Origin of the sequence: Pseudomonas fluorescens (assembly GCF_001307155.1) — a bacterium.
Classification (GTDB): domain Bacteria; phylum Pseudomonadota; class Gammaproteobacteria; order Pseudomonadales; family Pseudomonadaceae; genus Aquipseudomonas; species Aquipseudomonas helvetica.
The window spans coordinates 106,873-120,926 of the sequence record NZ_CP012830.1; the positions used below are offsets into that span (position 1 = coordinate 106,873).

Here is a 14,054-nt window from a genome sequence, read left to right on the forward strand (position 1 = left end):
TCCCACATAAAATCGCATTCCATATGAAAAGCCCGGCGTTCATTACTGAACGCCGGGCTTTTTCATAACAGGATCAATCAGGCATCCAGCTCGGCCCAGCGCTCGACCAATACGTCGAGTTCCGCTTGCAGTTGCTCAAGCTGCGCGATGACCTTGGCGGTTTCGGCAGCAGGACGCTGATAGAAACCCGCATCGGCCATTTCGGCTTGCACCTTGGCGATCTGCTGTTCCTTGGCATCGATATCGCCCGGCAACGCTTCCAGCTCGCGTTGCAGCTTGTAGCTGAGCTTTTTCTTGGCCACTGGCGCTTCTTGAGCCACCACGGGTGCAGGCGCTGCGGTGACGACCGCAGAGTTCAGGTCGGCCTTGCCGGACTTGCTCTCGGTCACGCCCAGCAGGCGCGGCGAGCCACCCTGACGCAGCCAGTCCTGATAACCACCGACGTATTCACGAACCTTGCCTTCACCTTCGAAGACCAGGGTACTGGTGACCACGTTGTCGAGGAATGCCCGGTCGTGACTGACCATCAGCACGGTGCCGTTGAAGGTCAGCAAGACCTCTTCGAGCAGCTCAAGGGTTTCCACGTCGAGGTCGTTGGTCGGTTCGTCGAGTACCAGGAGGTTAGCCGGTTTGCTGAACAACTTGGCCAGCAACAGACGCGCACGCTCACCACCCGACAACGCCTTGACCGGCGTGCGGGCACGCTGCGGGCTGAACAGGAAGTCGCCGAGGTAACTCAGTACGTGACGGCTCTGACCATCGATATCGATAAAGTCGCGACCTTCGGCGACGTTGTCGATCACGGTCTTTTCCAGATCCAGCTGATGGCGCAGTTGGTCGAAATAGGCCACATCGATGCGAGTGCCCTCTTCAACCGTACCGCTGGTCGGCTGCAAACCGCTGAGCATCAACTTCAACAAAGTGGTTTTGCCGGTACCGTTGGCGCCCAGCAGACCGATACGGTCGCCGCGCTGCAGGACCATGGAGAAATCCTTGATCAGGAACGGGCCATCCGGGTGGGCAAAGCTGACGTTCTCGAGGACCATCACCTGCTTCCCGGACTTGTCAGCGGTATCCAGCTGAATATTGGCCTTGCCGGTCCGCTCACGACGCTCGCTACGCTCGACGCGCAGCGCCTTGAGGGCGCGCACTCGACCTTCGTTACGGGTGCGACGAGCCTTGATGCCCTGGCGGATCCAGACTTCTTCCTGGGCCAGCTTCTTGTCGAACAACGCGTTGGCAGTCTCTTCAGCGGCCAGCGTGGCTTCCTTGTGCACGAGGAAGCTGGCGTAGTCGCCGTTCCAGTCGATCAGGCCGCCGCGATCCAGTTCCAGGATGCGAGTTGCCAGGTTTTGCAGGAAAGAACGGTCGTGCGTAATGAACAGCACGGCGCCCTGGAAATCCTTCAACGCCTCTTCGAGCCAGGCGATGGCACCGATGTCCAGGTGGTTGGTCGGCTCGTCGAGCAGCAGCAGATCCGGTTCGGAAACCAGGGCCTGCGCCAGCAGGACGCGACGACGCCAGCCGCCGGACAATTCGGCGAGGGTTTTGTCAGCCGGCAATTGCAGCCGGCTCAGGGTGCTGTCGACCAATTGCTGCAAACGCCAGCCATCGCGAGCTTCGAGGTCGTGCTGGACGTGCATCAGTTTGTCCAGATCAGCGTCGGTGACGATGTTCTGGCTCAGGTGGTGATACTGCGCGAGCAGCTCGCCCACACCGTCCAGGCCTTCGGCAACCACGTCGAACACTGTCCGCTCGTCGGCCACCGGCAGTTCTTGCGGTAATTCGCCGATCTTGAGGCCTGGTGCGCGCCAGACGGAGCCGTCATCAGGCTTCTGATCGCCCTTGACCAGCTTCATCATGCTGGATTTGCCAGTGCCGTTGCGACCGATGATGCACACCCGCTCACCACGGGCGATCTGCCAGGACACCTTGTCCAACAACGGCATAGCGCCGAAAGCAAGGGACACATCGCTGAATTTGAGCAGGGTCATGAGCTTCTCCAAAAACCGGGCGCGCATTCTACCTGACTTGCGACGTCAGAAGGCCGGCATTTTCAATGTCGAAGCACTCTGCACAACATTTGTTGCGATCTTGTACCGACGAGCCGGCAAAGCTTTCGCCGGTTGCTGGCAAAAGGCTAAGCTATAAATAATCAGTGCTCGCATTTGCAGGCACTTGTCGTGTTTTTTCTGCCCGGATGTCTCATGCGCAGTCGCCTTTTCAGTTTTTTATCCTGTTTGCTTCTTTCTGCCGCTGCCGTTCAATCCGCCCAGGCGGTGGACTTGTCTACCCAACGCCAGTATTACGACGAAGCCAAGCGCGCCTTGGCCAAAGGCGATACAGGTCCGTATTTTCGCTACAGCCAGGAGCTGAGCGATTACCCGCTGGAGCCGTATCTGGCCTATGACGAGTTGACGGCGCGCCTGAAAACCGCGAGCAACGATGAAATCGAAAGGTTCCTCGCCGAGCACGGCGACCTGCCGCAAGCCAACTGGATGAAATTGCGCTGGTTGCGCTGGCTGGCTGAGCGGGGCGACTGGGCGACCTTCGTCAAATACTACGACCCCAAGCTCAATTTCACTGAACTGGACTGCCTCAATGCGCAATACCAGATCGGTCACAACCTCAAATCCGAAGGTTACGCCAACGCTGACAAACTCTGGCTGACCGGCAAATCCCAGCCTGAAACCTGCGACTCGTTGTTTGCGCAATGGGCCGCCGAGGGCCAACTGACCGAACAGAAACGCTGGGAACGCCTCAAACTCGCGGCTCACGCACGCAACTATGCGCTGGCCAACAGTTTGATCAACAACATGACCACCCTGGCATCGCGTGGGCGTTTATTGGTTGATGTCGCGCAAAGACCCGAAATGCTCGACCAGCCTTCGCGCTTCACCCCGGCCGATGAAGCCATGTCTGACATTGTCAGTCTTGGCCTGCGCCGCTTCGCGCGCCAGGATCCGGACCGGGCGATGGCCCTGCTCGACAGCTATGCCGTCAGCATGCATTTCTCTCGCGACGAAAAGGTCGCCATCGCCCGTGAAATCGGCCTGACCCTGGCCCGTCGTTTCGACAGCCGCGCCCTTGATGTCATGACCAAGTACGACCCGGAGCTGCGTGACAACACCGTATCCGAATGGCGCTTGCGCTTGCTGTTGCGCCTGGCGCGCTGGGACGAAGCCTATCAGTTGACCAGCCGCCTGCCACAGGATCTGGCCCTTACCAATCGCTGGCGCTACTGGAAGGCCCGCAGCCTGGAGCTGGCCCAACCACAAAACCCGGAAGCGCAAACCCTGTACAAGAGTCTGGCCCGTGAGCGCGACTTCTATGGGTTCCTTGCCGCTGACCGTTCGCAATCGCCTTACTCGCTGATCAACAAGCCACTGATGTTGAGCCCGGCGCTGATCAATAAGGTTCGCAATACACCGGGTATACGTCGGGCGCTGGAATTCCTTGCCCGGGGGCAGATCGTCGACGGGCGCCGCGAGTGGTATCACGTCAGCCGTCACTTTAGCCGTGACGAAATGGTTGCCCAGGCAAAACTGGCGTACGACCTGAAATGGTATTTCCCGGCGATCCGCACCATCAGCCAGGCGCAGTACTGGGACGATCTGGACATTCGTTTCCCGATGGCCCACCGCGATACCCTGGTACGTGAAGCCAAGGTCCGAGGCCTGCATTCGAGCTGGGTGTTTGCCATTACCCGCCAGGAAAGTGCCTTCATGGACGACGCCCGCTCCGGCGTGGGCGCCAGCGGCCTGATGCAGTTGATGCCCGGCACCGCCAAGGAAACCGCGCGCAAGTTCAGCATTCCGCTGGCCTCGCCACAGCAAGTGCTGGACCCGGACAAAAACATCCAGCTCGGCGCTGCCTACCTGAGCCAGGTCCACAGCCAGTTCAACGGCAACCGGGTCCTCGCCACCGCCGCCTACAACGCAGGCCCAGGTCGTGTTCGCCAGTGGCTGAGCGGTGCCAACCACCTGAGCTTCGATGTCTGGGTGGAAAGCATCCCGTTCGATGAAACCCGCCAGTACGTACAGAACGTGCTGTCTTACTCGGTGATCTACGGCCAGAAGCTCAATTCACCGCAACCGCTGGTGGATTGGCATGAGCGGTACTTCGACGATCAGTAGGAGCTGGCGCAGCCTGCGATCTTTTGATCCGGACTTCGGAAAGCTTTAGCATGAGGCGCTGACAAAAATGCCCGCATTGAAAGATGCGGGCATTTTTTGTGAAGGCCTACTTGGTCGGTTACTTGGTCGCTCCGTCGAAAAGATCGCCTTCTTCGGCGGCGCCTACAAACTGCAACGCCGCCAGCCGCGCATACAGCGCATTGCTGGCGAGCAGTTCCTGGTGTGTACCCACTGCTATCAGTTTTCCCTGGTCCATCACCGCGATCCGGTCGGCGTTCTTTACCGTGGCCAGGCGATGGGCGATGACCAGCGTGGTGCGGTTTTTCATCAGGCTGGGCAGTGCTTGCTGGATCAGGTGTTCACTTTGCGCATCGAGGGCACTGGTGGCTTCGTCCAGCAGCAGGATCGGTGCATCCACCAATAACGCCCGGGCGATGGCCAAGCGCTGACGCTGACCGCCGGAAAGTCCGAGACCGCCATCGCCCAGGTGCGTCTGGTAGCCATCCGGCATTTTTTCGATGAAGTCGTGGGCGTAGGCAATCTTCGCCGCTTCCTGGACCTGAGCCAGGGTCGCCGAGGGTTTGCCATAGCGGATGTTCTCTTCGATGCTGCCGAAGAACAGCGCCGGGTTTTGCGACACCAGCGCGAAACAACGGCGCAAATCCATAGGATCAAGTTGGGTCAGCGGCACGCCATCAAGCAGGATGCGGCCCGCGATCGGATCGTAAAAGCGCAGCAGCAGGTCATAAACCGTCGACTTGCCGGCCCCCGAAGGTCCGACCAGCGCGAGGGTTTCGCCGGCCTTGATGGCCAGACTCAAACCATCGATAGCGTAGCTTTCGGGCCGTGACGGGTAGGAAAAACGTAGATCTTGGAGCAGCAAATCGCCACGCACTCGATCAGGCAATGTCACTTGCCCCGAGACCGGTGGCTGGATGATGTTTTCCGAGCGCAGCAACTCGGCAATTCGTTCAGCCGCACCGGCCGCCCGCTGCAGCTCGCCAATCACTTCGCTCAAGGTGCCAAAGGCACTGCCGACGATCAGGCTGTAGAACACGAAGGCCGCCAGCTCACCCGCGGAAATGCGCCCGGCGATCACGTCCATGCCGCCGACCCAGAGCATCACCGCGACCGCCCCCAGCACCAGCATGATCACCAGGGTAATCAGCCAGGCGCGCTGGACGATACGTTTGCGTGCGGTATCGAAAGCCTCTTCCACGGTGACGGCGAAGCGCTGCTCGTCCTGCACCTGATGGTTATAGGCCTGCACGGTCTTGATCTGGCCGAGCGATTCCGACACATAGCTGCCGATGTCGGCAATGCGATCCTGACTCAAGCGCGACAGGCGGCGAACCCGGCGACCGAAGATCAGAATCGGTGCGATCACCAATGGCAGCGTCACCACCACAATGCTGGTGAGTTTCGGGTTGGTGATAAACAGCAGCACGACTCCGCCGATGACCATCAGCAAATTGCGCAGGAACAGCGACAGCGACGAGCCGATCACCGATTGCAGCAGCGTGGTATCGGCCGTCAGACGCGACTGGATCTCCGAGCTGCGGTTGTTCTCGTAGAACCCCGGGTGCAGGTAAATCAAATGATTGAACACCTGTTGACGGATATCGGCCACGCAACGCTCACCGATCCACGACACCAGGTAAAAACGCATGAAAGTGCCGATCGCAAGGCCCAACACCAGCAACATGAACACGCCGATGGACTGGTTGAGCAACTGCGGTGACTGGGTCATGAAGCCCTGGTCCACCAGCAGGCGAATGCCCTGCCCCATGGACAAGGTAATGCCGGCAGTGACGATCAGCGCCAGCAAGGCACCGAGCGCCTGCCAACGGTAAGGTGCAACAAAACGACTGGCCAGGCGAATCGCGCGGCGGTGACGGGCAGACAGCATCAGGATCATCCGAAAGCGCTAACTGAAAGAATCAACCTGGCCAAGCCTACACCGGTCGATCCGCCGCAACGCTGTAAATCACAATGAGTCAGGTTAAATATGACCGCTGACAATAGAGCCTAGATGTTATCGGTCTAAAGTCCGGCTAGAAGTCCCGGGTTATTTCTGATGGACTGGTATTGCCGCCTTGTCCCCTGTAGGGAGTTGTCACAGCTTGGTCATTTGGTGGCTCTACAGTAAATGCACAACCTGATGAGGAGACAGGCCATGTCCTTGCAAAACAGCAGCGATGACAAGATTCAAGTGATCCGCACCCGGCCAGACCAGTCTCTGGGATGCTCCATCATTGACGCTCAAGGGCGCGAAGTACCGATCACTGAAGATATGATCCAGAGTGCGTGTCGCGAACTGGAACAACGGTTGGTCAAGCCTGCCAAGCAAGATTGATACGTAGCCTTACGTCTTCCGACCCGGCTCTGAAAGCCGGGTTTTTTATTGCTTATTTTTGGGGGGCAAGCCTTGCTCCTACAGTTCGCAGTGATCTGTAGGAGCAAGGCTTGCCCGCGATGAGGTCGACTCGATCCCTAGACAGCCACGGCCCCCAGCGCCGCCACCATTTGCCGCAACGCCGGCGACTCGCCCTCAATGCGTACCTTCAGCCCGTCAATCTCACGCCGTTCAGGGTAATGCTTGCGCAGCAAGTCAAACGCCGTGCGCTGTTCGGCACCGCTGACCACCAGGCTACGACGGAAATCCGCGTCATCACGACGCGGGTCGTACACGCCACGGCAGACCATCGCCAAGGCCCAGGCCGGATCACAACTGGCGTTCAAGTGGACTTGCGCCAGCCACGGTGCCGGCAACAATTCATCAAGGGAGACCTGGGCCGGCTGCCCGAGGAACTGGCAAAACGCCTGATAGATCTGCGCAGTCCCGCGCTGCTTGCCGTCGAGGCTGTAACCGGCGATATGCGGGGTGGCGATCACACACAACTCGGCCAAGCCGATATCGACGCTCGGCTCGCCTTCCCACACGTCCAGCACCGCTTGCAGGTCTTCGCGCGCGAGCAACACTTCACGCAGCGCAGTGTTGTCCACCACCGGACCTCGGCTGGCATTGATCAGCCAGGCGCCAGGCTTGAGCTGGTTCAAGCGGCTTTGGTCAAACAGGTGCCAGGTCGAATGCTCGGCGTTGTTGCTCAACGGAGTGTGCAAACTGATAACGTCGCATTGTCCGATGATCTGCTCCAGGCTAACGAATTCGCCGCCTTCGGCCGCCTGACGCGGCGGATCGCAGACCAGCACCTTCCAGCCCAGACCTTGCAGGACCTTGACCAGCCGACCACCGACTTCACCGGCACCGACCACCCCGTAAGTGCGCTCGGCCAGCTCGACACCTTCGATTTCGGCCAGGGTCAGCAGGCTGCCCAATACGTAGTCGACCACGCCTCGGGCATTGCAACCCGGCGCGCTGGACCAGGTGATGCCGGCTTGCTGGAAGTAATCCAGATCGAGGTGATCCGTACCAATAGTGCAGGTGCCGACAAACCGCACGTTGCTGCCTTCGAGCAAATCGCGGTCGACGTTGGTCACCGAGCGCACCAGTAGCACATCGGCCTGTTCGACAGTGGCACGGTCGATGGAGCGTCCCGGTACGCGGCGTATTTCACCGAAACCTTCAAAGAACGCATCGAGCAGCGGGATATTTTCGTCGGCAACAATCAGCATGGCAGGCTCCTTTGGCGGATCGGCAGTGTAGGCGTAGATGAAGGTGATGAGCCAGCAGGCAATGCACTACTTGTGGCGAGGGAGCTTGCTCCCGCTGGACTGCGTAGCAGTCCCATTTTTAGGGCCGCTTCGCGCCCCAGCGGGAGCAAGCCCCCTCGCCACAGGGATGTCGAAACGTCCGGCAACCGATTACAAATCCCTAACACAGGATTTTTCCTGACTGCGGCGTCAACGCGTAGAATGCGCCGCCCCGCGCATCAATCCTCTCTGGACGCTTCGCCTGTGAATTCCGTAACTGACAGCCTCGCCGCTACTTCCCTCAACCGCCCGGCCCGGGTTCGCTTGGAGCTTAAAAACCTGCTTGGCCTGGCGCTGCCGATCATGATCGCGCAACTGGCAACCACCGCCATGGGTTTCGTCGATGCAGTGATGGCCGGCCGGGTCAGCCCACGGGACTTGGCTGCGGTCGCACTGGGTAATTCGATCTGGATTCCGATCTACCTGCTGATGACCGGGGTTCTGCTGGCCACCACTCCCAAGATCGCCCAACGCTTCGGCGCAAAGCAGCACGACGAGATTGCGCCTCTGGCACGCCAGGCCTTGTGGCTGGCACTCTGTGTCGGACTGACAGGCAGTGGCCTGCTGCTTAGCGCCGAGCCGATCCTGCACTGGATGAAAGTCGACCCGCAGTTGATTGAGCCGAGCATGGGCTACTTGCACGGTATCGCCTTCGGCTTTCCCGGCATTGCCTTCTACTACGTACTGCGCTGCTACAGCGATGCCATGGGTCGCACCCGTCCAAGCATGGTCATTGGCGTGGGTGGTTTATTGCTGAACATTCCAGTGAACTACGCGCTGATCTATGGCCATTTCGGCCTGCCGGCCCTCGGCGGCGTCGGTTGCGGCTGGGCCAGCGGCATCGTCATGTGGTTCATGGCGCTGAGCATGGCCGGCTGGACCCGCTGGGCGCCCTTCTATGCCCCCACGCGTGTGTTGGTGCGTTTCGATCGTCCGCAGTGGGCGGTGATCAAACGCTTGGTCGGTATCGGCCTGCCGATCGGTATCGCGGTATTTGCCGAGTCCAGCATCTTTGCAGTCATCGCCCTGCTGATCGGCAGCCTCGGATCGACCGTCGTGGCCGGGCACCAGATCGCCCTGAACATCAGCTCGCTGCTGTTCATGATTCCTTATTCCCTGGGGATGGCAGTCACCGTACGGGTGGGTCAGGCACTAGGGGCCGGGAACCCGTATCAGGCGAGCTTCGCGGCGAAGGTCGGCCTCGGCGCGGCGCTGGTGTTTGCCGCATTCTCGGCGAGCCTGATTCTGCTTCTGCGCGAACCCATCGCCTCGATTTACACCGCCGACAAGACTGTCATCCAGATCGCCTCGATGCTGATCGTCTATGCCGCGCTGTACCAGTTTTCCGATGCTATCCAAGTGATCTGCGCCGGCGCCCTGCGCGGTTATCAGGACACCCGGGCGACCATGATCCTGACGTTGTTCGCCTATTGGGGGATCGGCCTGCCGGTGGGATACGTGTTGGGGTTGACCGACTGGTTCGGCCCGGCCAGCGGCCCGAGTGGGCTGTGGGAAGGTCTGATTGCAGGCCTGAGTTGTGCGGCGCTGATGCTCTCGATCCGCCTGACGCGCAGTGCGCGCAAGCGAATCCGCATCAGTCGCGCAGCGAGTTAAGCGACGGTAAAAAGAAGGCCTGCAAACGCAGGCCTTTTTTCGGGTCCGTTAATCGGACTTCTTGCGAATCCAGTACAGATAGGTCCCGGCATCTTCCTGTTGCTCGACCAGCTCATGGCCAAGAAACACGCAGAACTTCGGGATATCGCGACGGGTCGACGGGTCGGTGGCGATCACCTTCAGCAGGCCGCCAGCTGGCAGGTCGCGCACGTGCTGGTGCAGCATCATCACCGGCTCCGGGCAATTGAGGCCGGTGGCGTCGAGGGTGCCGTCTACCGGCGTATCAATCATTTCACTCATGATTCACTCCTGAAACTGGCCGGCATTGTCGCGCAATGTCGGGTGTGTGGCGAGGGGGCTTGCCCCCGTTGGGTCGCGAAGCGGCCCAGAAACCTGCAACCACACTTATTCAAATGCACCGCGTCAGCCGATTTACGACTGCTTCGCAGCCGAGCGGGGGCAAGCCCCCTCACCACAAATGCCGACGCACACACCATGAATCAGCGGGTTTTCGGTTTCTTTACGTCATGCCGGCGCAAATGGCAGGTCACTTCTTCGCGGTCGTGGTACAGCTGTTTGCAGCCGATATCGACCCGAATGCCACGCGCCTTGAAGCCTTCTGCAATGCGCTCAAGCAAGCGCTTCACTTCGGCATAACGTTGCTTCATCGGCAGCTTCAGGTTAACCACCGCCTCGCGGCAATGCCCCTCGCCGATCCACTCTTCCAGCATCGCCGCGTTGCGCGCCGGCTTCTCGACGATGTCGCAGACCATCCAGTCCACCGGGTGCTTGGGCTTGAAAGTAAAACCGTCCGCCATCAAGTGCTGAACCAGCCCGGTGTCCATCAGGCTTTCAGCCATCGGACCGTTATCGATCGCCGTCACCAGCATGCCGCGATTGACCAGTTGCCAGGTCCAGCCGCCCGGCGCGGCGCCAAGGTCGACACCGGTCATGTCGCTGTGCAGACGCTCGTCCCACTGATCACGCGGGATAAAGTGGTGCCACGCCTCTTCCAGCTTCAAGGTCGAACGGCTCGGCGCTTCACGCGGGAACTTCAGGCGCGGAATACCCATCGGCCACATCGCCGAGTTATTCGCCTCTGCCAGGCCGACGAACACTTCACGACCGCTTTTGAAGGTCAGCAGCAAACGCGGCTTGTTGGCGTCTTCCACCAGCTTGCCGGCGCCGGTCAGCGCCTTGCGCAGCGGACCTTCGAATTTCTTGCAGAAGTTCGACAGCTCTTTGCCGTCGTTGGTATCGACCACTTCCAGCCATAGGCTGCCGCACGTCGGGAAGCTCGCCAGATGGGCGAGGATCACGCTGATGCGGTCGGTTTCCGGCAGATCGATGAAGATCCCGCGCGCCCATTGGCGCGGAAAAATCAGCTCGGCGAAACGCTGGCCGCGCATCAGGCGCTCGGCGCCATCTTCTTCGGTGCAGACAAACTCGGCGCAGGCGCTGGCGGCTTTGGCCTTGGCATAACCGGCCACGTTCAGCCGCGCGGCATGTTCGGAAATCTCGGAACAGACTTCGCCTTCGAAGCCCGGCCGGCAATGCATAAAGAGGGTGTTCATTCTTACTCCTGGGCAGATGGCGAGACATTCAACCACTGCGCGATGCCCAGACCTGCGTTGAAGCAAAGCCTGTCACGAAAACCGGCGCATGATAGCCGAGTTCGCAACGCCGGACTTGTCCATAGCGTCCGGTTATTAGCCTTAATGTCCAAACAGGGCTAGGTTAAGAACTCTGTCTGTCCCGCCAGTCCGTAGCCGTGCGGACCCAAAGGAGTCATTTCAATGCCGTCCCTCGATAGTCTGAAGACCCTTAAAACGCTGAAAATAGACGACAAGACCTACCATTATTTCAGCTTGCCGGAGGCCGCAAAGTCCTTGGGCGATCTCGACAAGCTGCCGATGTCGCTCAAAGTGCTTCTGGAAAACCTGCTGCGCTGGGAGGACGAAAAAACCGTCACCGGCGCCGACCTCAAGGCCCTCGCCGCCTGGCTCAAAGAGCGGCGCAGCGACCGGGAAATCCAGTACCGCCCCGCACGCGTGTTGATGCAGGATTTCACCGGTGTACCGGCGGTGGTCGACCTCGCGGCCATGCGCGCCGCCATGGCCAAGGCCGGTGGCGATCCGCAGCGAATCAATCCGCTGTCGCCGGTGGACCTGGTGATCGACCACTCGGTGATGGTCGACAAATTCGCCAGCAGCACGGCCTTCACCCAGAACGTTGATATCGAAATGCAGCGTAATGGCGAGCGTTACGCCTTTCTGCGCTGGGGCCAGAGCGCCTTCGACAACTTCAGCGTGGTGCCGCCGGGCACCGGCATCTGTCACCAGGTCAACCTGGAATACCTTGGCCGCACGGTGTGGACCAAGGATGAAGACGACCGCACCTATGCCTTCCCCGATACGCTGGTGGGCACCGATTCCCACACCACCATGATCAACGGCCTCGGCGTACTCGGCTGGGGCGTTGGCGGCATCGAAGCGGAAGCGGCGATGCTCGGCCAACCGGTGTCGATGCTGATCCCGGAAGTGATCGGTTTCAAACTCACCGGCAAGCTCAAGGAAGGCATCACCGCCACCGACCTGGTGCTGACCGTCACCCAGATGCTGCGCAAGAAAGGCGTGGTCGGCAAATTCGTCGAATTTTACGGTGATGGCCTCGCCGAGTTGCCGCTGGCGGATCGCGCAACCATCGCCAACATGGCCCCGGAATACGGCGCCACCTGCGGCTTTTTCCCGGTGGACGAGGTGACGCTGGAGTACCTGCGCCTGTCCGGTCGGCCCAGCGCCGTGGTCAAACTGGTCGAGGCCTACTGCAAAACCCAGGGCCTGTGGCGTCTGCCCGGCCAGGAGCCGGTGTTCACAGACAGCCTGGCGCTGGACATGAGCAGCGTCGAAGCCAGCCTCGCCGGCCCCAAACGTCCGCAGGACCGGGTGTCGCTGCCAAATGTCGCCCAGGCGTTCACTGACTTCCTCGGCCTCCAAGTCAAGCCTGCCCGCCCCACCAGCAAGGAAGAAGGCCGCCTCGAAAGCGAAGGTGGCGGTGGCGTTGCGGTCGGCAATGCCGATCTTGTGAGCGAAGCGGACTACGAGTACGAGGGCCAGACGTATCGGCTGAAAAACGGTGCCGTGGTGATTGCCGCCATCACCTCGTGCACCAACACCTCCAACCCGAGTGTGATGATGGCGGCCGGGCTGGTGGCCAAGAAAGCCGTGGAGAAAGGCCTCAAGCGCAAACCGTGGGTGAAGAGTTCTCTGGCGCCGGGCTCCAAAGTGGTTACCGACTACTACAAGGCCGCCGGCCTGACCCAATACCTCGATGAATTGGGCTTTTCACTGGTCGGCTACGGCTGCACCACCTGTATCGGTAACTCCGGGCCGTTGCTGGAACCGATTGAAAAAGCCATCCAGAGCTCCGACCTGGCCGTCGCCTCGGTACTGTCCGGCAACCGCAACTTCGAAGGTCGCGTGCACCCTCTGGTGAAAACCAACTGGCTGGCCTCCCCGCCGCTGGTCGTCGCGTATGCCTTGGCCGGCAGCGTGCGCATGGACATCAGCAGCGAGCCGCTAGGTGAAGGCAAGGATGGCAAACCGGTGTACCTGCGGGACATCTGGCCGAGCAGCAAGGAAATCGCCGACGCCGTGGCGCAGGTCGACACCGCGATGTTCCATAAGGAATACGCCGAGGTGTTTGCCGGAGACGCGCAGTGGCAAGCCATCGAAGTCCCGCAAGCGGCGACCTACGTCTGGCAGAAGGATTCCACCTACATCCAGCATCCGCCGTTCTTCGATGACATTTCCGGCCCGCTGCCGGTGATTCAGGACATCAGCGGTGCACGCATACTGGCGCTGCTCGGCGATTCAGTGACCACCGACCACATCTCCCCCGCCGGCAACATCAAGGCCGACAGCCCGGCCGGACGTTACCTGCGTGAACAAGGTGTGGAACCGCGAGACTTCAACTCTTATGGCTCACGTCGCGGCAACCATGAAGTGATGATGCGCGGCACGTTTGCCAACATCCGCATTCGCAACGAAATGCTTGGCGGCGAAGAAGGCGGCAATACGCTCTACATTCCAACCGGGGAGAAACTGGCGATCTACGATGCCGCCATGCGTTATCAAGCGGCGGGCACCCCGCTGGTGGTGATTGCGGGTCAGGAATACGGCACCGGTTCTAGCCGTGACTGGGCGGCCAAGGGTACCAACCTGTTGGGCGTCAAAGCGGTGATTGCCGAGAGCTTCGAACGGATTCACCGTTCCAACCTGGTGGGCATGGGCGTACTACCGCTGCAATTCAAGCTCGACCAGAACCGCAAGAGCCTGAACCTGACCGGCAAGGAGACACTCGACATTCAAGGGTTGACGGGCGTCGAGCTGACGCCGCGAATGAACCTGACGCTGGTGATCACCCGCGAGGATGGCAGCAGCGAGAAGGTGGAGGTGTTGTGCCGGATCGACACGTTGAACGAAGTGGAATACTTCAAGGCGGGAGGGATTCTGCATTACGTGTTGCGGCAGTTGATTGCTTCATAATGTCGCACTGACAAAAACACCGTCTTCGGACGGTGTTTTTGTT

Annotated in this window: 9 protein-coding genes; 4 read left to right on the plus strand and 5 right to left on the minus strand. The window is 60.2% G+C overall.

The window, feature by feature from the left end:
* Positions 1-77 precede the first annotated feature (77 nt).
* Positions 78-1,994 carry an ATP-binding cassette domain-containing protein gene (locus AO353_RS00525; RefSeq protein ID WP_054593195.1) on the minus strand — a complete coding sequence of 639 codons (1,917 nt, stop codon included), beginning with the start codon at positions 1,992-1,994 and terminating at the stop codon, positions 78-80.
* Positions 1,995-2,207: 213 nt separating this feature from the next.
* Here AO353_RS00525 and AO353_RS00530 point away from each other — a divergent pair, with 213 nt between their 5' ends.
* Complete coding sequence (locus AO353_RS00530; protein ID WP_054593196.1) at positions 2,208-4,136, plus strand: transglycosylase SLT domain-containing protein; 1,929 nt, start codon at positions 2,208-2,210, stop codon at positions 4,134-4,136.
* Positions 4,137-4,254: 118 nt separating this feature from the next.
* Here the strand turns inward: AO353_RS00530 and AO353_RS00535 are convergent, their stop codons facing one another.
* Positions 4,255-6,054 (minus strand): ABC transporter transmembrane domain-containing protein, encoded by a 1,800-nt coding sequence (locus AO353_RS00535; RefSeq protein WP_162491266.1) that lies wholly within the window; start codon positions 6,052-6,054, stop codon positions 4,255-4,257.
* Between the two features lie 258 nt (positions 6,055-6,312).
* On the opposite strand from AO353_RS00535, the gene AO353_RS00540 reads away from it, so the two are divergent.
* Entirely contained in the window at positions 6,313-6,492 is a 180-nt protein-coding gene (locus AO353_RS00540) for a PA1571 family protein (RefSeq protein ID WP_019689567.1), read from the plus strand.
* 137 nt (positions 6,493-6,629) lie between these two features.
* Here the strand turns inward: AO353_RS00540 and pdxB are convergent, their stop codons facing one another.
* Positions 6,630-7,772: a 4-phosphoerythronate dehydrogenase PdxB gene (gene pdxB / locus AO353_RS00545; RefSeq protein ID WP_054593197.1), complete on the minus strand. Its 1,143-nt coding sequence runs from the start codon at positions 7,770-7,772 to the stop codon at positions 6,630-6,632.
* 282 nt (positions 7,773-8,054) lie between these two features.
* Here pdxB and AO353_RS00550 point away from each other — a divergent pair, with 282 nt between their 5' ends.
* Entirely contained in the window at positions 8,055-9,464 is a 1,410-nt protein-coding gene (locus AO353_RS00550; RefSeq protein WP_054593198.1) for an MATE family efflux transporter, read from the plus strand.
* A 48-nt stretch (positions 9,465-9,512) separates the two neighbouring features.
* Here the strand turns inward: AO353_RS00550 and tusA are convergent, their stop codons facing one another.
* The gene (tusA, locus tag AO353_RS00555; RefSeq protein WP_054593199.1) at positions 9,513-9,764 is read right to left on the minus strand and encodes a sulfurtransferase TusA; all 252 of its coding nucleotides are present in this window, start codon (positions 9,762-9,764) and stop codon (positions 9,513-9,515) included.
* Between the two features lie 200 nt (positions 9,765-9,964).
* Entirely contained in the window at positions 9,965-11,038 is a 1,074-nt protein-coding gene (rlmM, locus tag AO353_RS00560; protein ID WP_054593200.1) for a 23S rRNA (cytidine(2498)-2'-O)-methyltransferase RlmM, read from the minus strand.
* 222 nt (positions 11,039-11,260) lie between these two features.
* Between rlmM and acnA the strand changes: the two genes are divergently transcribed.
* Positions 11,261-14,011 carry an aconitate hydratase AcnA gene (gene acnA, locus AO353_RS00565; RefSeq protein WP_054593201.1) on the plus strand — a complete coding sequence of 917 codons (2,751 nt, stop codon included), beginning with the start codon at positions 11,261-11,263 and terminating at the stop codon, positions 14,009-14,011.
* Positions 14,012-14,054: the final 43 nt, after the last annotated feature.